Origin of the sequence: Moorena producens 3L, from assembly GCF_000211815.1 — a bacterium.
Classification (GTDB): domain Bacteria; phylum Cyanobacteriota; class Cyanobacteriia; order Cyanobacteriales; family Coleofasciculaceae; genus Moorena; species Moorena producens.
In genome coordinates this window covers 284,172-304,703 of sequence record NZ_GL890970.1, presented here as the reverse complement: position 1 = coordinate 304,703, position 20,532 = coordinate 284,172, and the positions used below count along the sequence as shown (strand labels likewise).

Below are 20,532 nucleotides of genomic sequence, written 5' to 3'. Positions count from 1 at the left end.
TGACCCCGCCTATCGCTGACGAGGCTTAGGTGCAGCGTTGATTTATGCGATCGCAAACGAAATGACCTGCATAAACTGGACAGTTATGGGAGGGCTAGGCCGTGTTTTCAAAGTTTTCCGCAAGATTTAGATCCCCCCCAACCCCCCGCGCGGAAGGGGGGAGCCATTCTCAAAGTCCCCCTTTTTTAAGGGGGATTTAGGGGGATCTCCGAGTTTGAAAACACGCCCTAGTACCAGTTAGCTGAAATATAGTAAAAACAGAAAGTTTTTGAGCTATCCTTAAAAATACGATTGATCAAACAATTCTGCGATGAGTATCGGGTGCATCTCATTAAAGCTGTTTGACCCGGTGGCTGGAATGGGCATCTTGTTGTGGAACGGGCATCTTGTTGTGGAACGGGCATCTTTTGTGGAACGGGCATCTTTTGTGGAACGGGCATCTTGCCCGTGGGAATCCTGCCCACCCCACTGATATTCATCCGAAGATTCAGCAATGCTAAAAAATGTACCTCACCCAATTGAAAACTTCTATAACTAATAACTAATAACTTTAGTACAAACCCATCAGGAAACAGTAGAAAAGTTATGAGCGCTCCCATCACTAACAGACAGAGAACTCTTCCAGTCCTAGAAAATGGAGATCTGCTGTCTCGTGGAGAATTTGAGCGGCGTTATCAAGCCATGCCCCACCTCAAAAAAGCAGAACTAATTGAAGGAATTGTTTATATAGGATCCCCCTTACGGTTTGAAGCCCACGCTGAGCCCCATGCTAATTTACTCGTTTGGTTGGGCAACTATAAAATAGCAACTCCTGGTGTAAGATTAGGTGATAACCCTACAGTGCGGCTGGATCTGGATAATGAACCCCAACCTGATGCGGTTTTACTCATTGATAGCAATTGTGGTGGCCAAAGTCGTCTGGACGATGATGGTTATATTGAGGGCGCACCAGAACTAGTGGTAGAAATTGCGGCAAGTACTGCTTCCATTGACCTGCGAGATAAAAAACGAGTCTATCGTCGCAATGGAGTAAAAGAATATCTGGTCTGGCAAGTAATTGACCAGCGTTTTGATTGGTTTTCTTGGCAAGACGGAGAATATGTTTCTCTTGTAGCTGATCAAGAAGGGATTATCCGCAGCCAAATTTTTCCGGGATTATGGTTAGCAGTTTCGGCACTTTTGGCGGGGGATATGCTTGAGGTGATGGCAACTTTGCAAGCTGGGTTGGCGAGTTCGGAACATCAACAGTTTTTGCAGCAGTTGGCAAGTTTTTCTTAATTAATTGTGGTTATTTAGTACTTTAGTAAAGGGACTGAGGTCGTGGGCCACGCGGGGCGCGTTCGGAGCAGGGAACAGGGAATAGGGAACAGGGAATAGGGAACAGGTAAGAGTTGAGAATAATTGATGCCAACACTATCAGAAAAATACTTTGGCAAGAGGTCTATTAATGAATTGTGATAATTTTTAATCCGAAGTTTCCTACTCCCTACTCCCTACTCCCTACTCCCTACTCCCTACTCCCTACTCCCTACTCCCTACTCCCTTGCTGTCAAAACCATTAAATTTAAATAAAGACTAGCTAATACAAGCCAATCATTGATAGTGTAATCAGAGTCAATTCATCTATCTTTTGGAGAAAGACAGTCGAAAATGTCGAAAAATAAGGTTTTGATGGTACTGGTCTCGCTCATCCTACCCTTTGTGCTTGGTGTCCAACTAGCAATGGCCGATACCAGCGACTCAGCTCAAACCTGCTTACGAGGGTTACTGTACCTAAACAACGGTTGCAGTACAGTAGATTATATGTCCATTGATTACACTCCTGTGATGAATGAAAAAGCTGAAAGCTTTTTGAAAGAAATTAAGGCACGGCAGCTCAATGTTGTCACAGCGGAGTCTCTGACCAGTGGCATGATTATTTCCACCATCGTCAACATTCCCCTCTATGGCTCCTACACCTACGGTGGATTTTCCACCTATGATAGTGATGCTAAGCGCAAGATGCTCGGGGTCAAGAAAGGCGATGTTTATACCGAAACCACGGCTCGACAAATGGCTGCCGGTGCTTTGAAAAATAGTCGGGCGATGGTCTCCATTGCAGTTACCGGAAACGCCGGACCGGTTGACAAAAATAAATTGGACGACCTTGGTGTTGTCAACGCAGCAGTTTCTATTCGCACCATCTCTGAGAGCCAAGACAGTGACATCCACGAGCAGCCCATTGTCTTCAATACCAGGCACCGGCGCATGGCACTTTGCGATGGTGATGGATTGCCTATGACTGAAGTTGTGTGTCAACAATATCGTTCCGAAGCTGAGGCCGACCCTAAGGGGTATGTATCCGCTCCAACCTTGTCCATGACGCGGAAATTGATTCGGCAAAATGTGGTGATTGACGCTCTGGAACTGGCGCAACAACACCTCCAAAACTTTGTCTGTACCAGCGACGGCGATAATGTCACTTGTAAAACTCTCGACTCCATGTGTCAAGAACCCTATGATGGCCGTTACATCAGGTATGGTGAACCAACTTGGGTGATCAAGGAGCACAGCGAGCTTTGTCGAGTGGGTATGGCAAAGGGCAGAGGGAACAGGAAACAGGGAAGACGGAACAGGAACTAGGGAGTAGGGAACAGGGAAAAAAAATTATCACAATTGATTCAGGTAACCTTATGCCGATCTCGGCTCTTCCCTGTTCCCTACTTCAGGAAAGAAGTCTCTGACCTATGCATGTATTTATCGTGACAGCTCCCACACTGACTCTTTGAGTTCAGTGTGGGCAACAAGCGCCAATCCAGCTATTGCGCGCGGAGGCGCTGGGCTTTAAGAACGGACTGCCCTCTCTTGATGCAATAGCGAGTGGGGGAAACCCCCAAGACCGCGCTGCATCGCTGCCGCTCTGTTTTCTTGGTCTTTTGTTTAAGACTGCTGTGCTGACTTGCCCAGCATTTAAGGCCGTAGGCCACGCTACGCGAACGGCTTTGTTTATCAGTAAATATATTATAGCAATTCCATGCAGACCCTGTGCAAAATTCATCCCACACTTATGCTGCGCATGTTCGTTGTGGGGCTTCTTTTGCCGGAAGCTAACTCTCGGTTCCCGTGGCGATGTCCAGCCCTATGTAGCATTGGGCAAAGGTTTAAAAGCAGCAGGACATACCGTCACAGTCTGTACCAGTGCCAGTTTTGAATTATTCATCAGGGAGCATGGCTTAACTTATGGCTATATGAACGATGAGATGATCAAGCTGATCAATTCAGATCAAGGTCGGGATGCCATGGAAAATACGACCAACCTCTGGGAAACCATCAAACTGACTCGCAAGTTATCTAAACAAGTTGCTCCCATGCAACGGATGATGCTTAAGGATAGTTGGAATTCCGCACAACAAGCCAACCCTGATCTGATCATCTTCCACCCCAAAACCTATGGGGGCCCTCATTTCGCCGAAAAATTGGGCATTCCAGTGATCATGGCGGTTCCTTTGCCGATGCTGGTGCCTACCGCTGAATTTCCTAACATGGGCTTCCCGAAATGGCCTTTAGGGGGCTGGTATAACAAACTGACCTATCGCTTCGTCAATCGATTAATGGAGTTTTCAGCAGGCAAACCTGTTAAAAGGTGGCGAGCTGACCATGATTTGCCACCCCAACGGGGGGATTTTAATATTCTGCGTACCACTACCGGTGAACAGATTCCGGTTTTATATTGTTACAGTAAGTTTGTGTGCGATGAAGCTACGGATTGGCCTGAGAGTGTGATGGCAACCGGCTACTGGTTTCTAGAGGAACAAGATACATGGCAACCACCGGCTGAGTTACAGAATTTCCTTGATGCTGGTAATCCTCCGGTTTATGTCGGTTTTGGCAGTATGGCTGGACGAGATCCCCAGCGGTTGACGGAAATTGTGATTGAAGGGTTACAGCAAGCCAATGTGCGGGGTATTATTGCTACCGGTTGGGGTGGCTTGGCAGTGGCTGACTTGCCAGACAGCATTTTCAAAATTGATAGCGCTCCCCACGATTGGCTTTTCCCCCGTATGGCGGCAGTGGTGCATCATGGTGGGGCTGGCACAACCGCTGCTGGCTTACGGGCAGGTCGTCCCACTATCATTTGTCCCTTTTTTGGGGACCAACCCTTTTGGGGCGAGCGTGTTCATGCCCTTGGTGTCGGCAGTAAACCGATTCCCCAAAAGACATTGACTGCCGAGAAGCTGGCTACTGCTATCCGCGAAGTGACGACAAACCAGACCATTCGGCAAAATGCTGAAGCCTTGGGGAAACAAATCCGGGATGAAGATGGCATTGCTAATGCGATCGCTATTATTGAATCTCGATTGGGTTAGGATTTTAGGGAGTCGGGAATCGGGAGTCGGGAATCGGGAGTCGGGAGTCGGGAGTCGGGAGTCGGGAACAGGGAAGAAAGAAGAGGGAATTGTTAATGGGATGGGTGGGTTATGAACATACCTTACTACTCACTTCTTGCTTGAATAACTATGGGATGCGATCGCGATGGATGTTGCGATCGCACTTTCTTTTTTCAAAGATAAGTCACCGGGCAAAAGGCACTGCTTCTACGGGGTTTGCTAAACTCGATTAAGTGACCTGGATAACGCCCTGCCATGACTGACTCAATTACCTTAGATGACTTCTATAAACTCTTTCAAGAGAGCGAACGTCAACGTCAGGAAACTGAGCGAATTCTGCGGGAGTCTTTAGAACGGTCTCGCCATGAATTTCAGCAGAACCTGGCTGAATCAAGAGCTGAATTTGATCGACGGGCGGCTGAGGCGGATCGACGGCTGGCTCGCGTGGAAGCTATTGCGGCTCAGACGAATCAGGCCGTTAATGCCTTGACCAGTCGCTGGGGCAACTTTGTGGAGAACCTGGTGGCTCCTGCGGTGGTTCGTCTGTTTCAAGAACGGGGGATTTTGGTCACTGCCATATTCCAACGGGTAAAGGCAAGGGCAGGATCTCAGAACCTGGAAATCGATATTTTGGCAGTCAATACCAATGTGGCAGTGGCGGTGGAAGTAAAATCTCGCCTGACCCAGAAGAATCTACGACAATTCCTGACTAATTTAGAACAATTTAAGACAATCATGCCCCATTACAAAAACTATCGTCTGTATGGTGCTGTGGCTGCCATTGAAATTGATGGGGATGTTGATAAGTTTGCCTATAACCAGGGGTTATTTGTGATCCAACAAGCGGGGGAAAGTGTTTTGATTAGCAATGCCCCTGATTTTGAACCCCGTGCTTGGTAGGTAAACCGATCGTGTCTGTCAAATGACATATATACTGTGGAGTCATCAAATGCGCGAACAACAGCGTAAAAATCCTCCTCCTTTTCTTGAAAAACTCCGACAGTTTAAAGCTGAAAAAGAGGCTGCCTATCAAAAGACTAAAACAGTAGAGGCTAGTTAGATGAATATCAAAACCAAATTAGTTTTATGCCTCTACTTTAAAATTTGATAATAGTAATGTTATCAAACTTCCCTATTTTGAATTAACTACTCCCTGCTCCCTGCTCCCTGCTCCCTACTCCCTACTCCCTAACACCCAAATTTTGTCCTTACCTATGACACAAGAACTTATAGACCTCAAAACTAGCATTGTAGAAGGACGATACGCAGATGCTTTAGCAATTGTCGATGAATTAGAAGGGATGAGTAAACAGGCAATTTTGCGTAATATTGATTCGTTCCTAGTCAGGCTATTTATCCACTTAATTAAAAATCAAGTTGAGCAGCGTTTAACCAATTCTTGGGCAGCTTCAATTGCCAGTTCAATTCTGGAAATTAAAAAGCTAAATCTTAAAGATAACAAGACTTCCTATTATATTAAACCTGAACAATGGCAGCCCAGATTAGAGGAAGCACTAGAAGCAGCGATCGCTCCTGCTAGTCTGGAAGTTTTCAATGGAGAGTTAAGGCGGTCTCAACTTTCCCAGAGGCTGGATAAACCACAGCTGATTTTGACTGCCAATAGTTTACTTAGTCTGACTTACCGCTATTCAGCTAAAGAACTGCCAGCAGTTTTAGATGATTATTTAACTGAATTACCAGGTGGCGAAGAGTGGGGTAGATAATTTATCCTGAGCAATAGTAAGCTATTTTCCTACAGGATTTACCTCATAAATAGCGTAAAAATCCTCCTCCTTTTCTTGAAAAACTCCGACAGTTTAAAGCTGATTTGTAAATAAAAGCTTAAGAAGCTAATCGGCGAGTCATAAAACGAAAGAACGAGCCATAAATCATCGCTTCGCACTTTGGTAGTGTACAACTCATAATCCTTATATAGGTTACAGGCTAATCAGCCCGTCATTGAGTTCCCTTTATATTATCTTTACAAATCAGCTCTAAGTTCGCGGGGATAACGTTTATAAATTACCCTTGGTGCATCTCATTTTTACAAAAAAACTAGGATTATCAGGCTTAAACCCTTATAATCCCGTTCCCTGAGTTATTGATTGCCAACTTTGAGATTCACCCATTACCCATTACCCTTTACTAGTCTGTCTAAGCACAAAAAATCAAAAAACTAGATTATATAAGTTATTTTTTTGTCAAAAAATAATCTTATAAGTTTTACTTATAATTAAGAGAAAATTAAGATTAATAGTTGATAAAAATACGTCGAAATACTGATTGTCAATTAGAAGGAAATATGATAAAAATATCACTACAAATAGCGATAGGTTAGGAGTTGGCTGTAGCGATTGGCCGTAGGCCACGCTACGCGAACGCATCATCACTACCCAGCCCAAATGCCAAAACCACATCACCAAGCAGTCAAGTAAAAAAACGCGATGTTCCTTTGGAACCGCTTCGCGATTGGCCGTAGGCCACGCTAAAAGCGATCGCGCTGTTGCTGAATCAAGCTATGAACGAACAATAGAATTAGCTTGTGCTAACGTCAGCTGACCTTAGCTCTTATTGGTAAATTAGACATAGCACTGGTTTCCCAAAGCAAAGAGCCTTATGACTGCTAAAACGATCTCGCGCTACGTTACTCGTAATCCGGAAATTTTGAACGGAGAACCAATCATCATCGGCACTCGGACATCTGTGCGTGCTATTGTTGGTTTATGGCGCTTGGGTATTATGCCAGAAGAAATTCTAAACCATCTAACTCATTTGACTCTGGCGCAAGTATTTGATGCCTTAAGTTTCTATCTTGACAATCAGGGTGAGATTAATGAATACATTGAGCCGAACCAAGTCCCTGATGAATTGGTGCATCCATCTGTAAAGTCTATCTTAGGTTGATCGTGAACTAAAAAAACGCGATGTTCCTTTGGAACCGCTTCGCCATCGCGCTGTTGCTGAATCAAGCTATTAACCAAAAATAGAATTAGCTGGTGCCAAGGGAGTCAGTACTTAATTTCCTGACTCCCATAACCGCTGACCGCTGACCGCTGACCGCTGACCGCTGACCGCTGACCGCTGACCGCTGACCGCTGACTGCTTAAGCTTTACAACAAACCAATGATGCTAATAGTGAATATGCTCTTATCAAAAAAGTCGCTATTGCCAGGTGCCAGGGCAAAGTCAACTACCGAGCCTTTTTGCACTGTGCTGGATACAGTGAAATCAACCCCAAAACCATCCCTGCCATCGATTGCATCAGACCAAATTTTAGTACCATCAACAAAGATATAGGCAATCACACCATCGCTGGCAGTACGACGGTCTTTCTTGGCCAGGTGACCCTTGAACGTAACTTCCCCCTCAATGTCACTAACCCAGCGACGAACTCCCCACTGCTCAACCCTTTGCCGTCTACCGCTGGTTTTGGGACCGTTGGGATGAGCAATAGTGCTAGATAGCTCAGTCCAGTATTTTCCTTGCTTCACTTTCCAGGACCCCTTAGTGTATTGCTGCATTTCATGGAAATCAGCACTGGTCAGGGAACCATCGTAGTAGCCATAGAACCAGTTATGCTCTCCTTGAGTGTCAGAAAAATCCTCCACTGAATTAGCAATTTCAGTAGGCACGGGAACATGGTTAACCTGAATTTCAAACCCATTGCTGACAGTTTTGCATAGCTCGTCAGACGCTGTTACAGTAATTGTGGTTGTGCCAATGTCCTCGCTACTGGGAGTACCACTGAACGTAGTGCCATCGAAATTCAACCAGCTCGGTATGGTTGCACTAAAGCTCAGACTATCTCCATCGCGATCGCTAAATGTTGCTTCCCCAATTGTCAGGGTAAAAGGCTCATTCTCGTTAATGCTTTGAGCGCCAATGGGATTAGCCACTACAGGGGCAGAATTATTTGGGGGTTCATAGACGTAGAGAGATCCACAGTTTTCCCAGCGAACTTCGTCGAGACTGGAACGGTCTTTGTTGGTATTTGTCAACCAATCGCCATTAATCTTTAAATAATCCAAATCTGTCAGCACTTGCATTATCTCTAAATTCGTCGCTGCTTCATTGCTGTCAGTTTTTATCCATCCACCCTCTGCATTCAGAGGTATGGTGTAGGGAGTCCATTGGTCTATAGTGGGCGTCGATACATGGTTCTGTAGTTCCAAACCACCACCACTTATGGTTAAACCATTTGTTAAACTGTTATTTAAACTATTGATATCCTCGGTAATCTGATCGCTATTTTCCAAATTAACCTGAACAGAAAACCTGAGGTTTCCATTGAAAAAACTGGATTTGTCACCAACAAACTTCTCGGGGGCAACGTAATCGTAGGGTCCATCACCGACTTGATCATCATTATGAATGTAACCACCAGTGATGAATCCACAGATTTTAGACTGTTCGGGGTCAAATTCTTGATCATTGAGGTCAACAACGATCCAATCCTCTGTGCCAGTATCAAAGTAACTGACCGGCTCGATTACGCTTTCAATCGCCTGAGCTGGCTGTGGAATCATGAGCATGGCACAAGACAATAGTGCCGCCCACAGAACAATACGGATTTTTTTCATCAAAATTTTCGCAGCAGAATACACCACTTACACCCTAAGGGTGAGAGTTAGCACGGGGCTTTCAAGGTGTGGACGCAATACCGCACTCAGCCCCTTTCCGCTGCACCTCCAACTAATGGTTTACAGATTAATCCGGTACTACGTGTGAGTAGCCCTGTTGTGTTTTGCTGCAAGTAACTGCAAACAGCTCAATGGTCCCCTTTGTGGAAACCGTAGCTAAAGTATGGTCAAAGGCTTTGCAGATCTTAAATTTTGCCCAAACTCTAATTTTATAGGAGTTTAGGCTTTTTAGATATTTTTTTTGATTTACAAGCTCGTGTATCTTGATAGATAAGGGTTTCAGGAATTATCAATTACCTTTGCTGCTCCCCTTATTGAGAATAGATTTTGTTTAATACCATAAGATGCGCATCTGATCAAATCCTGTTATTTTTGACTGTTGAGTTTTTATAGGACTTACGAAGTTTAGTTGGTTTTGCCCCCCTAACCCCCCAAGTTTGGGGGGGAATGATGTCAAAGTCCCCTGCCCCCCTAACCCCCCAATACTGGGGGGGAAGAGCGCGGATGCTTCGCTTTTTGACAGTGGGGGACCAACGGGGGCATGCGTAAGTCCTGTTTCTCGATGAGCTCCCTGGTGAAAAACCAATGGTATTCCTAAGATGAACCAATCAACCGAGGGGCTATATAATCTATTACCTGCGATCTACCGGCAGCGAGATTTTGCCCAAGGGGAACCCCTACGGGCGCTGTTGGCGGTAATGGAAAAGGTAATGAAGGATATATCCAGTTAAACAATGACCTAGAAGTTAAGTTTGAATCCGGAAACTACAGAACTGGGGATTATTGGTTGATTCCGACGCGAACCTCACAGACCGTTGAATGGAGTCAAGACAAAGCCCATCCCCACGGCATTAGTCATCACTACTCTCCCTTAGCCCTACTGCGCTGTGATGGCAGCAAGTGGGAATTGGTAGAAGACCGTCGCGCTATTTTCTCTCCCTTGACTGGAGTAGTGAGTCAATCCGGGGGTACCATGACTGGCTCCTTGACCATTGAGAGTGCTCTAACCGTCAGTGATAACGTCACCCTAGGGAATAGCGATCAAGATACAGTGACTATTTATGGCACAGTGCGATCGCAACATTCATCTGGGTCACTGCGGATAGCGGATGCCTTAAACGTCTCGGAAAACCTGACCGTTGAGGGTAAGGTTGGGATTGGCACAACACAACCAGGGAATTACAAGCTTAAGGTTGATGGGGGAGATACCCATTTAAATGGAGCAGTGACAGTCTCCGGGAATCTAGAGGTAGAGGGAAATGTAACATTTCGAGGCGATGTAATTGCTCGGGACGTTGAACATCAACCGGGAGATGTGTTACTGGGAGACCAGGATGAAGATCAGATTACCTTTCATGGCACAGTGCGATCGCAAAATTCATCCAGGAAACTGGAAATAGCTAATGGTGTGAACATAGCCGAAGACCTGAGTGTTAATGGCAATGTTGGTATCGCTATAGACACTCCAGAGAAGAAACTTCATGTTGAACTGGGTGAACTCAGAGTTAGAGCTAGCCACAATCAGATAACTGCTGATATTGGAGCCTTCTATGCCCAAAATCTCACCCAAGGCATTGGGATTGGCTATAACCGTATTGAAGCGATTGGCAGTAATGCTAGCCAAGATATTGTGATTCGTCCCAAAGGCACTGGGCAAGTCATTCTAGATAACAGCAACCTTCAAGTTGCCGGTAACCTAACCATTGCTGGGATTACCAAGACCCAAGCCCTTGATGTGGGTGGATTTAGTCGCACTCAGCATATAAATAAAGATGGTGCCTTCTATCGTTACGGTGGACAGGCTTATATAGCCGTTGATGATAATCTCTACATCCGTGATTTTAATAATCCTGAGGATAATTCTAACAATATCAAGATGCACTTCAATACCAATAATGGCAGACTTGGTATTAACAAAACCAGTCCACAGGCAAATCTAGATGTTAATGGTAATCTGAAGCTGCAATTGGGTGTAGCAGTCAATGAGTTTTCCAATGATCAAAATCTTAAAGGTAACAGTGATTCAGCCGTACCCACCGAAAGGGCGGTAAAAGCCTATGTTGATAACAAAATTAGTCAGGGTGTTGTTGCAGACGGAGGCACAGCAACAGGATATAAATTTTATGCAGACATAAAATTTGATGGTCAAAATATTAAAAGTTCAGGAACCCATGTCATATAATTTGTTGAAAAGAATGACCATTACCAGGTTTTTGATGATAAAAGCAATGCGTTTATCGCCCCCAGATCAGGCTATTACTTTTTTGCTGCCACATTACAATTTTCAGGAGGGAATGGTCAGGGCGATGGTGTGATTGTGGGCATTTATAATAATGGTGATAGTAATGACAATAATACAACGATTATTGTGGTTGAACCTGGGCTGATTAAAAATTCCACAGCACAATCGATTACAGCAATGATGAAATTAGATCCTAAAGACCGTGTCGATGTCAGATTAGAAGGTGTAGACAAAAGTACCTTTACTGTGTCTTATAGTTCTTTTATGGGATTCCTGATTGGTCAATAGTTGGTAATATAGCAGTTTGAACTTCCTTGTGGCTTTTAGGGAGTAGGGAGTATTTGAATTAAGAATGTAGAATTGAGAATTGAGAATTAAGAATTAAGAATTGAGAATTGAGAATTGAGAATTTGGAATTCTACATTTTGCATTCTACATTCTACATTCTGCATTCTAGATTCTGCATTCTGACAGACAACCTACCCTTCGGGAACGCCAAAGGCGAACAACCAGCTAACCTTCAACCAGCTAACCTTCAACCGACTAACCTTCAACCGACTAACCTTCAACAGTATGATCAACCCTATAGACCCGGAAGAAAAACTCTACCGGTTGTTGGGTAGATAATGCGTTCGCGTAGCGTGGCCTACGGCCAATCGCGAAGCGGTTCCTTACTGGCAGTGCCAGACGCTGCGCGAACGGAACATCGCCCTTAATTGAGCTTAATCAAAACTCCCTACTCCCTACTCCCTACTCCCTACTCCCTACTCCCTTAGGTTGCTGAACTTCCCATTTTCAACCAGCAAAAAATTTCCTCTGCTGTCAACTGAAGCTCGATACCATCTAACACCACTAGAGAGTCACTTCCCTGACACAATTCCGGTTGTTGGTTAGGTAGAAAAATCAAGACCGAGCGGTCGTAAGGGTCAATGAGCCATCCTAGTTGAGAACCATGTCTTAGACAATGTAAAATGTTACCTGTCACTCGGTTTGAACTCTGGCCGGGAGAGATAATTTCAATAGTCCAGTCTGGAGCAATAAACACATCATCTACAGGCTCTCCTTCATCATCAAATTCAATCTGGTTCCAGCGAATAACTGCTAGATCGGAAACAATTGACCGTCCGCCAAAAGTACATCGTAGCTCTGGGAAAGCGTAGGCAATTTGCTCTTCCTCAACAACAGTATTAATTGTACTCGTCAACTTGATATTAAGTCTGGAGTGGCGAGTTTTAGGCATTGGTTTCTGGGTAATTTCACCATTGATATATTCCCTAGGGGGTTTGGTCTCTGGGAGTTCCAGAAACTCTTCGAGAGTCAAAGGTAAGGCAGCTATCTTTACCATTGGCAGCTAGTTCCAGAAACAGATGTGACCATACTATAGCAATTCTGAATCGGGTCAGGTACTTTCCTTCTTGGTTTTATGATACTGTTTCCGTCAATTCTTCTCCACTGATCCGAAGTTCCCTGATCTGAAGTTACCCATAACTGCCGCAAAGTCATATAATTGCTTAGGCGAAAGGCGAATGCAATACGTCGAACTAGTCGATTCCCAAGGTGGTAGGTATCACAGCGGTTAAAACCGCACGAGTCGCTGTCTTGATGCACCCGATAATGCCACAGGTTTTATTTAAGATATAATTTAAATATGACTATGTAAAACAAAAATCATTATGGCTACTATTATTTCTCCATCAAAACTCAGCATTAGTGACGTAGAAGATAAATTTAAGCTCCAAGAAGTAATGGAGCCGGAGTTTTTCCCAGAGTGCGTGGAAAACCTGCCCCAACTAAGTGAAATAGAAAGGCAAATGCTCGATAGAGCAAAAGCGAATTACAAGTACTTGTCTAAAGATTTGGTACTAGAAGACCTAGTTAAAATGGTTGTTGTTTCTCCCTTATTGGATTTGGCAGGATTTTACCAACCGCCTTTTAAAGTTAAAGCAGAGTATGAAGTGTCTTTACCCATTGAAGATAAAGATGAAGACACAATTGTCAAAGGACGTATTGATATTTTGGCAGTGAGCAAACCAATTTGGATCGCCGTTATTGAATCCAAACGTTCTGCTGTTTCATTACAACCAGCAATTCCTCAAGCACTAGTTTACATGCTCAAGAGTCCCCAAACAGAGCAACCAACATTTAGTCTTGTTACTAATGGTGCCAGTTTTATATTTATCAAGTTAGTTAAAAGCGAAACCCTACGATATGCTTTATCAAAAGCATTTGATATCTGGAATCCTGGCAATTATTTATATGATGTTTTGGGGATTTTGAAGCGTATTGCTGTTGTCACGGCTAACTCTTAGAGGAGACACAAGTAAGCTATCAGCTATCAGCTATCAGCTATCAGCTATCAGCTATCAGCTATCAGCTTATGCGTTACATCACAGGCTAGAAGCCTGTGCCACGCTAATTGGGGTGCTTTTGACTAAAAGAGGTAAGCATTCGTTTAGTTTTGATGGAATATAAATCCTAAATTATGATAGATACCCTAGAGCAAACTAAACCTAAAAATGGACTTCTTAATCATTGGCAACTTTGGCGCTCGCTATTGGAAACCCAGCCCAAGGAAATATATAATCTCTGCTTGCTAGCTCTAATTGAAAAATTAATTGAAAAATTTGCCATATGGGTGAATAGTTTGGTTAGGGATCCTAACATCATGGGAGGGGAGTTAATTTTTCCTAAATCTCGCTTGTCAGTTTGTCGTATTGCTGGTCGGCTTAACCGGGGAGAATCTCCAGAGTTGATTATTGAAGACTATCCTTATCTATCTCCGATAGATTTAGCTTTTGCCCAACTCTACATGGAAATATATCAGTAGAGATAGGTATTAGTGTCAAATACTATCAAGTTACTAATTGATGAAGATTTATCCCCTGCTGTTGCCCGGTATCTCTGCCAGCAATGTCTAGCCGATGCAATTGCCGTGCGCGATCGCGGATTATTGGGGGCAAGCGACCGTGAAGTCTTGGCATATGCTATTGATAATGACTGCATTTTGGTAACGGCAAATATCAAGGATTTTGAAAACTTTGTTGTTGAGTGTGAAGTGCATCCCGGCATCGTTTTTCTACAAGATGGAGAAATGACCCGCCGGGAACAGGAACAGGTGATGGAAGAGGTAATTATCCCGGTGCTGCAAGAAGAAATCGAGCAAGGAAATGACCTGATCAATCGAGCGCTTTACCTAACTAAGGACAAAATGGTTAAATGGATAGACTTACCCTAAAGCTATCCTAAGGTGAGCCTTACTTACTAAACGCTCAATCCCCTCACTCTCTAACTAAAAGCTCTAGCTGTTTAGCTAAAATCTCAACATGGGGTGAGCGCATCATAGTATAATGATCTCCAGGAATCCTGTAAGTTTCTAGACCACCTACTGCTAGCTCATGCCAACCTCGGTCTTCTGCTTCTAACTCCCTGGCACAAAATAGAGCAATCCGACCAGAATAGGGCTGGGGTTGATAGCGATACATAGCCATGAGGTTGGCTTGGAAAACTCCAAATAACTTACGCATCTGCTCAATACCGATTTCCGGTGGTAAGATATTGAGCCCTTTCGCTTCCCGAAGGATGTGCTGCAATTGCTCCTCTAACCCTCCTTGCTTAAGCTCCTCAACCGCAATCGACAGTTCTGTACCAAAAACACTACCCAAATCCTTAGCCAAAGAGCTTGCCAGCATCTGTTCATCCACCTGTTCTGGTCGGTCAATAGCAACAGGTGAATAGCTATCGATTAATGCTAGCAGAGCCACGTCTTCCCCAGCAGCAGATAATTGTTGAGCCATTTCCCAAGCAATAATACCACCATTAGACCAACCTCCTAGATAATAAGGCCCGACCGGCTGAATAGTTTGCAAGGTTTCAATGTAGCAACTGGCCATGTCCTCAATTCGGGTTAATGGTTCAGACTCACCAAATAAACCAGGGGATTGCAAGCCGTAAAAGGGTTGGTTATCTCCTAGATAACGAGCCAACTCTGCATAACAAAGAACATTGCCCCCAACCGGATGAACACAAAACAAAGCAGGTAAGTTTCCTACCTTGTTAATAGGAACTAGGGGAGAAGAAGATTGGTTTTCAGTGGTATTGACCAGAAGACTAGCTTGGTTTTCAATAGTGGGTTCCGTGAACAAGGTAGCTAAAGGTAAATCAGTTCCAAACTGCTCCTTAATCCGAGCCATGAGATCAACTGCTAACAGGGAATGACCTCCAAGATCGAAGAAGTTATCTTTAACTCCAACTGGGTGGACATTGAGGAGATTACACCAAATTTGGGACAGTTGCAATTCCAGGGAATTACGGGGTGAAACAAAGCCAGCTTCTTGAGGTCGATTAGATGTATCTAATTCAGGTAAGGCGCGCAGATCAACTTTGCCATTGGCGGTTAAAGGGAGTTTTTCCAAGAAGACAAAGCCAGAGGGAATCATATAATCCGGTAATTTTTGTTTCAGAAACTGTCGCAATTGGCTACTAGTTAGCTCTTCTTCTTGCTCGGAAACAATATAAGCCACGAGACGTTTCTGGTCGGATTGATCTTTCCTAGTCACAACCACTGTTTCCCCCACAGCTGGATGTTGACCTAAGACAGCTTCAATTTCTCCAAGTTCGATGCGGAAACCGCGAATTTTGACCTGGTTATCAATGCGACCTTTATACTCAATATCACCATTGGGCATATAGCGGGCTAAATCTCCCGTCTTATAAAGCCGACTTTCTTGTTTATGATTAAATGGGTTAGGAATAAACCGTTCATTATTCAAGTGTTCGCGATTCAAGTACCCTCGCGTGACACCTGCTCCACCAACATACATTTGCCCTGTTACCCCAATAGGCACTGGTTGTAAGTTTTCATCGAGGATATACATCTGTAAATCGGGAATTGGACAACCAATCGCACTGCCGTTGCTGTTAAGGTCGTTTATTGTTAGAGGTCGATAAGTAACATGCACAGTTGTTTCTGTAATACCATACATATTTACTAACTGTGGACTTTTATCCCCATACTGCTCAAACCATGGCTTCAAGCTCTGTAAATCTAAGGCTTCTCCACCAAAAATAACTAGTCGTAAATTTAGTTGTGCTTGTGTGTTGTTCGATTGTTCAACCTGAATCAGTTGGCGAAAAGCAGATGGGGTTTGGTTGAGTACTGTTACATTCTCGGAACACAGCAAGTCGTAGAAGCTTTGAGGATCTCGACTTATCCAGTAGGGGACAATGACAAGCCGTCCACCATAAAATAAGGCTCCCCAGATTTCCCAGACTGAAAAGTCAAAAGCAATGGAATGGAAATTAGTCCAAACATCATTGGCATTGAAGTGATACCAAGACTGAGTGGCTGCGAATAAACGAACCACATTTTTGTGTTCGACTAAAACTCCTTTGGGTTGTCCGGTAGAACCAGACGTGTAGATTGCATAAGCCAAATTATCCGAACCTACCCCAAGCTCAAGATTATCCTGAGTGTGTTGCTCTATTGTTCCCCAATCACTATCCAAACAAACCACCCGTGCAGTATGTGATGGCAAAGATGACAACAACTCCTGTTGGGTCAACAACACCTCCACACCCGAATCGGCCAAAATATAACTCAGACGTTCTGCTGGATAATTGGAGTCCAGGGGTACATAAGCACCACCAGCCTTGAGTATCCCCAACAGTCCCACTACCATTTCAATGGAACGTTCCACACAAATACCCACCAATGCTTCTGGTCTGACTCCGAGTGAAAGCAGGTGATGTGCTAGTTGGTTGGCTCTTTGATTTAATTGCTTGTAAGTTAGTTGCTCGCCATCACAAACCACCGCTACAGCATCAGGGGTTTTCTCTACCTGCTGCTCAAATAACTGATGGACACATTTATCTTGGGGATAGTCACTATCGGTATTATTCCATTCCACCAATAACTGCTGGCGTTCCACTGCTGTCAGCAACGGTAACGTTGAAACTTGTGCTTGTGGATTAGCAACAATACCTTCGAGCAAAGTTTGGAAATGCCCTACTATCCGGACAATAGTTGGCTGATCAAACAAATCGCTATTGTATTCTAACTTGGCCTCAATTCCCGACCCGGTTTCTTCCATTAACAGGGTCAGATCAAACTTGGCTATAGCACTTTTTAGTGATAATGGAGTTAATGTAAAACTAGCCAACTCCTGCTTCTGAATTTGGGCTTGCTGAAACACAAACATTACTTGGAATAGATTGCTATGGCTGAGGGAGCGCTCTGGTTTTAAGACCTCCACCAGTTGCTCACATGGCACATCTTGATTAGCGTAAGCATCCATTGCACAACTACGCACCCTAGCCAGTAATTCCAAGAAACTAGGATTACCCGATAAATCATTACGCAGCACTATAATATTAGCAAAGAAGCCAATTAGGGGTTCCATTTCTGGGCGGGTGCGGTTAGCAATAGGAGAACCAATGGCAATATCCTCCTGGGAGCTATAGCGGTAAAGTAAAGTTGCCCAGGCTGCCAGTAGTGTCATGTACAACGTTGCTCCTGAAGCTTGGCTTAAGGCTTTCAGTTTCTCAGTTAACTCACCATTGACTTCAAAGTCCAAGCTACTACCTTGGTGAGTTTGTACCGGAGGACGGGGGCGATCTGTCGGCAATTCCAGCAGTGCTGGTATTCCCGCTAACTGTTGTTTCCAGTAGTTCAGTTGATTTTCCAGCACCTCCCCAGTAAACCATTGACGCTGCCAACTGGCAAAGTCCCTATACTGGATGGGGAGTTCTGGTAGTGGGGAGGGTTGTTGTGAGTAAAAAGCCGAATAAAGTGCCGATAATTCCTCAATAAATACTGCCATTGACCAACCATCCCAGATAATGTGGTGAATGGTCAGTAGTAGGACATGCTCTTCTTCAGCTAGGCGCAATAAACTTACTCTCAACAAAAGCCCTTCAGCCAGGTCAAAGGGAAGTTGAGCTTCTTCAACTGCTAACTGTTGGAGCTGGGCAAATTGTTCGGGTTCGGTCAACTGTTGTAAGTCAAAGATGGGTAACGTTATCTTCAGGTGAGGTGAAATAACCATTACTGGAGAACCATCCACCATCTTAACGTTGCTACGCATAACCTGATGACGGTTGACAATTTCTGTTAAGACTTGTTCTAGGATAGTCACATCAACACAGCCACGCAGATGCAGAGCAGTTTGCTCGTTGTAGACAGAACGGCTTTGTTCGAGTTGTTCCAAAAACCACAGTCGTTGCTGAGGAAAAGATAGGGGTAATTCTTCTTTTTTGTTAACCAGTTTTATGGGAGGTAACAGCTGATTATTTTTACTTGTGGTGCCTAGAATCTTCTGGCTGAGTTTAGCTATGGTAGGGTCTTCAAATAAGTAGTGTAAAGGCAACTCTACTGAGAAAGTATTCCTGATTCTCGACAGCAGTTGGATTACTTGTATTGAATCTCCTCCCAAATGAAAGAAGTTGTCGTAAATACCGATTTCCTCTAATCCCAACACTTCAGCCCAAATACTGGCCAAGATCTCTTCTGTGGGAGTACGAGGAGCAACAAAATCAACTACCAGATCGCGACGAGCCTGGTTTGGTGGAGGTAGAGCCCGTCGATCTACTTTACCACTCGGTGTCAGAGGCAGTGCCTCCAAAACTACAAAAGCAGCAGGAATCATATAATCCGGTAGCTGTTCTTGTAAGAAATTGCGTACTTGGGACACCAGCTGAACTTGCTCTGTTTCCACAGGTACAGATTCGGATTGTCCAGGTACAAGATAAGCCACTAAACGTTTGTCTTGGTTATCTTCTCTAGCTAAAACCACAGCCTGCTTCAGGTTGGGGTGTTGGCTTAGCAATACTTCAATTTCCCCTAATTCAATACGGTAACCCCGAATCTTAACTTGGTCATCCAAACGACCGAGAAACTGGATATTACCATCCGGTAAGTAGTGAGCCAAATCCCCCGTTTTGTAGAGGCGATCGCTATCTGTCTTTACCTTGTTAAAGGGATTAGCAATAAATCTTTGGGCAGTTATTTCCGGTCGGTTCAGGTAACCTCGCGCTAGACAAACACCACCGATGTATAACTCTCCCTCCACCCCAGCCGGAACTGGTTTTAGGGACTGATCAAGAAGATAAATCTGGGTATTAGCAATAGGACGACCAATGGCAGGAAGTGCTGGCCAACTGCTTGGGGAACCTTTTAGGGTAAAGGAGGTGACCACATGACTTTCCGATGGGCCATAGTGATTGTGTAGGGTACAATCGTTTAGCTTCTCGAACAAGTTAGCGATCGCAGGAGTAATCTGCAACTGTTCCCCTGCGGTAATTACTTCCCGTAGACTTGCCGGAAATATTCCGAAAGTATCGGCAACTTCAGCAATTTGCTGCAAAGCCACAAAGGGAAGAAATAGTCGGGCAACCTCTTGTTCTGCTAGTAAATTTAACAGAAATACTGGGTCGCGCCGCACGTCTGAGGAGATTAAAACCAGTGTTCCCCCTGCACACCAGGTCGAGAAAATTTCTTGGAAGGAAACATCAAAACTGATCGGGGCAAATTGCAGTGTTTTGCTATCGTTATCAACTACAGTATTTTCCAGCTGCCACTTGATCAGATTAACTAGGGAACGGTGGGGCATGGCTACGCCTTTCGGCTTACCTGTAGAGCCCGAAGTGTAGATAATATAAGCCAAGTTATCAACTGTCAGGCTGCTAGTAGGATTTTGTTCGTTATGGGTAGAGATGATTTCCCAATCTGTATCTAAACAAATCACATTAGCTTGATGTTTCGGTAATTGAGAGACTAATTGGTTTTGAGTGAGCAATACCGATGCCTGGGAGTGGTCAAGCATGTAGGCTAAGCGCTCTGGGGGATAAGCGGGGTCTAAGGGCACATACGCTCCACCTGCTTTGAGAATTGCCAAAAGTCCCACCACCATCTCAACAGAACGTTCAACACAAATCCCGACTAACACTTCAGGTTCTACGCCCAAAGTTTGTAAATGGTGCGCTAATTGATTCGCTTTAGTATTGAGGGCTCGGTAGGTTAGCTGTTGGTCTGCAAAGATTACAGCAACTGCCTCCGGTGTTCGTTCTACTTGTGCCTCAAATAGCTGAGGAATACAACGGTATTTATCTTGCTGATTATTCAAGTTAACGTTCATCAAAAAAATTTTTCCGGCTTCCTATACTTGACACGGGCATCAACTGGAAATTTGCTCTCTTGTGGGGATTTTATCTCTTCTCCTCCCGCTGTTTTGGGGGGCTGGTTCTGATTGTCAATTAGCTGAGGTTATGACCCTCGGTAGTCTAACAC

General features: G+C 44.3%; 18 protein-coding genes and 1 pseudogene. 16 read left to right on the top strand and 3 right to left on the bottom strand.

Features of this window, described 5'->3' with window-relative positions:
- Positions 1 to 310: 310 nt before the first annotated feature.
- The 9 genes from LYNGBM3L_RS44615 (at position 311) to LYNGBM3L_RS29945 (ending at position 7,271) form a co-directional block, all read left to right on the top strand.
- The gene (locus LYNGBM3L_RS44615) at positions 311 to 472 is read left to right on the top strand and encodes a hypothetical protein (protein ID WP_154659966.1); all 162 of its coding nucleotides are present in this window, start codon (positions 311 to 313) and stop codon (positions 470 to 472) included.
- A 113-nt stretch (positions 473 to 585) separates the two neighbouring features.
- Positions 586 to 1,278: a Uma2 family endonuclease gene (locus tag LYNGBM3L_RS29975; protein WP_008190268.1), complete on the top strand. Its 693-nt coding sequence runs from the start codon at positions 586 to 588 to the stop codon at positions 1,276 to 1,278.
- Between the two features lie 372 nt (positions 1,279 to 1,650).
- Complete coding sequence (locus LYNGBM3L_RS34395) at positions 1,651 to 2,622, top strand: CinA family protein (protein WP_008190266.1); 972 nt, start codon at positions 1,651 to 1,653, stop codon at positions 2,620 to 2,622.
- A 440-nt stretch (positions 2,623 to 3,062) separates the two neighbouring features.
- Positions 3,063 to 4,346, top strand: a complete 1,284-nt coding sequence (locus tag LYNGBM3L_RS29960) for a glycosyltransferase (protein WP_008190264.1) — start codon at positions 3,063 to 3,065, stop codon at positions 4,344 to 4,346.
- Positions 4,312 to 4,461 carry a hypothetical protein gene (locus LYNGBM3L_RS44610; RefSeq protein ID WP_161603206.1) on the top strand — a complete coding sequence of 50 codons (150 nt, stop codon included), beginning with the start codon at positions 4,312 to 4,314 and terminating at the stop codon, positions 4,459 to 4,461. Before LYNGBM3L_RS29960 ends, LYNGBM3L_RS44610 begins: the two co-directional genes overlap by 35 nt.
- Positions 4,442 to 4,600: a hypothetical protein gene (locus LYNGBM3L_RS44605; RefSeq protein WP_154659964.1), complete on the top strand. Its 159-nt coding sequence runs from the start codon at positions 4,442 to 4,444 to the stop codon at positions 4,598 to 4,600. The genes LYNGBM3L_RS44610 and LYNGBM3L_RS44605 overlap by 20 nt, the downstream gene beginning before the upstream one ends.
- Before the next feature lie 22 nt (positions 4,601 to 4,622).
- A complete protein-coding gene (locus LYNGBM3L_RS29955; protein ID WP_008190263.1) occupies positions 4,623 to 5,267 on the top strand; it encodes a hypothetical protein in 645 nt (214 codons plus the stop codon).
- A gap of 314 nt (positions 5,268 to 5,581) precedes the next feature.
- Positions 5,582 to 6,091: a DUF29 family protein gene (locus tag LYNGBM3L_RS29950; RefSeq protein WP_008190260.1), complete on the top strand. Its 510-nt coding sequence runs from the start codon at positions 5,582 to 5,584 to the stop codon at positions 6,089 to 6,091.
- An 892-nt stretch (positions 6,092 to 6,983) separates the two neighbouring features.
- On the top strand, positions 6,984 to 7,271 hold the full coding sequence (locus tag LYNGBM3L_RS29945) for a DUF433 domain-containing protein (protein WP_008190258.1): 288 nt from the start codon (positions 6,984 to 6,986) through the stop codon (positions 7,269 to 7,271).
- Between the two features lie 206 nt (positions 7,272 to 7,477).
- Here LYNGBM3L_RS29945 and LYNGBM3L_RS29940 read toward each other — a convergent pair whose 3' ends face one another.
- Complete coding sequence (locus LYNGBM3L_RS29940) at positions 7,478 to 8,947, bottom strand: putative Ig domain-containing protein (protein WP_008190255.1); 1,470 nt, start codon at positions 8,945 to 8,947, stop codon at positions 7,478 to 7,480.
- 659 nt (positions 8,948 to 9,606) lie between these two features.
- On the opposite strand from LYNGBM3L_RS29940, the gene LYNGBM3L_RS49110 reads away from it, so the two are divergent.
- The 4 genes and pseudogenes from LYNGBM3L_RS49110 to LYNGBM3L_RS46230 all read left to right on the top strand — a co-directional run bounded on the left by LYNGBM3L_RS49110 (position 9,607) and on the right by LYNGBM3L_RS46230 (position 11,872).
- Entirely contained in the window at positions 9,607 to 9,738 is a 132-nt protein-coding gene (locus LYNGBM3L_RS49110) for a hypothetical protein (RefSeq protein WP_008190253.1), read from the top strand.
- Positions 9,739 to 9,794: 56 nt separating this feature from the next.
- On the top strand, positions 9,795 to 11,189 hold the full coding sequence (locus LYNGBM3L_RS29935) for a bactofilin family protein (protein ID WP_008190251.1): 1,395 nt from the start codon (positions 9,795 to 9,797) through the stop codon (positions 11,187 to 11,189).
- Positions 11,190 to 11,225: 36 nt separating this feature from the next.
- Positions 11,226 to 11,537: pseudogene (locus LYNGBM3L_RS29930) on the top strand (C1q-like domain-containing protein); the annotation flags it as partial.
- A gap of 122 nt (positions 11,538 to 11,659) precedes the next feature.
- Positions 11,660 to 11,872, top strand: coding sequence for a hypothetical protein (locus LYNGBM3L_RS46230; protein ID WP_165691820.1), 213 nt, complete (start codon positions 11,660 to 11,662; stop codon positions 11,870 to 11,872).
- Positions 11,873 to 12,021: 149 nt separating this feature from the next.
- Here the strand turns inward: LYNGBM3L_RS46230 and LYNGBM3L_RS29925 are convergent, their stop codons facing one another.
- The gene (locus LYNGBM3L_RS29925; protein ID WP_008190242.1) at positions 12,022 to 12,594 is read right to left on the bottom strand and encodes a Uma2 family endonuclease; all 573 of its coding nucleotides are present in this window, start codon (positions 12,592 to 12,594) and stop codon (positions 12,022 to 12,024) included.
- Between the two features lie 328 nt (positions 12,595 to 12,922).
- On the opposite strand from LYNGBM3L_RS29925, the gene LYNGBM3L_RS29920 reads away from it, so the two are divergent.
- The 3 genes from LYNGBM3L_RS29920 to LYNGBM3L_RS29910 all read left to right on the top strand — a co-directional run bounded on the left by LYNGBM3L_RS29920 (position 12,923) and on the right by LYNGBM3L_RS29910 (position 14,484).
- Positions 12,923 to 13,558 (top strand): hypothetical protein, encoded by a 636-nt coding sequence (locus LYNGBM3L_RS29920; RefSeq protein ID WP_008190240.1) that lies wholly within the window; start codon positions 12,923 to 12,925, stop codon positions 13,556 to 13,558.
- A 173-nt stretch (positions 13,559 to 13,731) separates the two neighbouring features.
- A complete protein-coding gene (locus tag LYNGBM3L_RS29915) occupies positions 13,732 to 14,076 on the top strand; it encodes a DUF433 domain-containing protein (RefSeq protein WP_008190237.1) in 345 nt (114 codons plus the stop codon).
- Positions 14,077 to 14,088: 12 nt separating this feature from the next.
- Complete coding sequence (locus LYNGBM3L_RS29910; protein ID WP_008190236.1) at positions 14,089 to 14,484, top strand: DUF5615 family PIN-like protein; 396 nt, start codon at positions 14,089 to 14,091, stop codon at positions 14,482 to 14,484.
- Positions 14,485 to 14,527: 43 nt separating this feature from the next.
- Here the strand turns inward: LYNGBM3L_RS29910 and LYNGBM3L_RS29905 are convergent, their stop codons facing one another.
- Positions 14,528 to 20,380, bottom strand: a complete 5,853-nt coding sequence (locus tag LYNGBM3L_RS29905; protein ID WP_008190234.1) for a non-ribosomal peptide synthetase — start codon at positions 20,378 to 20,380, stop codon at positions 14,528 to 14,530.
- Positions 20,381 to 20,532 lie beyond the last annotated feature (152 nt).

Coding starts and splice junctions, on each gene's coding strand:
- LYNGBM3L_RS44615 (WP_154659966.1), top strand. CDS start 311: ATGAGTATCGGGTGCATCTCATTAAAGCTGTTTGACCCGGTGGCTGGA.
- LYNGBM3L_RS29975 (WP_008190268.1), top strand. CDS start 586: ATGAGCGCTCCCATCACTAACAGACAGAGAACTCTTCCAGTCCTAGAA.
- LYNGBM3L_RS34395 (WP_008190266.1), top strand. CDS start 1,651: ATGTCGAAAAATAAGGTTTTGATGGTACTGGTCTCGCTCATCCTACCC.
- LYNGBM3L_RS44610 (WP_161603206.1), top strand. CDS start 4,312: ATGCGATCGCTATTATTGAATCTCGATTGGGTTAGGATTTTAGGGAGT.
- LYNGBM3L_RS44605 (WP_154659964.1), top strand. CDS start 4,442: ATGGGATGGGTGGGTTATGAACATACCTTACTACTCACTTCTTGCTTG.
- LYNGBM3L_RS29955 (WP_008190263.1), top strand. CDS start 4,623: ATGACTGACTCAATTACCTTAGATGACTTCTATAAACTCTTTCAAGAG.
- LYNGBM3L_RS29950 (WP_008190260.1), top strand. CDS start 5,582: ATGACACAAGAACTTATAGACCTCAAAACTAGCATTGTAGAAGGACGA.
- LYNGBM3L_RS29945 (WP_008190258.1), top strand. CDS start 6,984: ATGACTGCTAAAACGATCTCGCGCTACGTTACTCGTAATCCGGAAATT.
- LYNGBM3L_RS29940 (WP_008190255.1), bottom strand. CDS start 8,947: ATGAAAAAAATCCGTATTGTTCTGTGGGCGGCACTATTGTCTTGTGCC.
- LYNGBM3L_RS49110 (WP_008190253.1), top strand. CDS start 9,607: ATGAACCAATCAACCGAGGGGCTATATAATCTATTACCTGCGATCTAC.
- LYNGBM3L_RS29925 (WP_008190242.1), bottom strand. CDS start 12,594: ATGGTAAAGATAGCTGCCTTACCTTTGACTCTCGAAGAGTTTCTGGAA.
- LYNGBM3L_RS29920 (WP_008190240.1), top strand. CDS start 12,923: ATGGCTACTATTATTTCTCCATCAAAACTCAGCATTAGTGACGTAGAA.
- LYNGBM3L_RS29915 (WP_008190237.1), top strand. CDS start 13,732: ATGATAGATACCCTAGAGCAAACTAAACCTAAAAATGGACTTCTTAAT.
- LYNGBM3L_RS29905 (WP_008190234.1), bottom strand. CDS start 20,380: ATGAACGTTAACTTGAATAATCAGCAAGATAAATACCGTTGTATTCCT.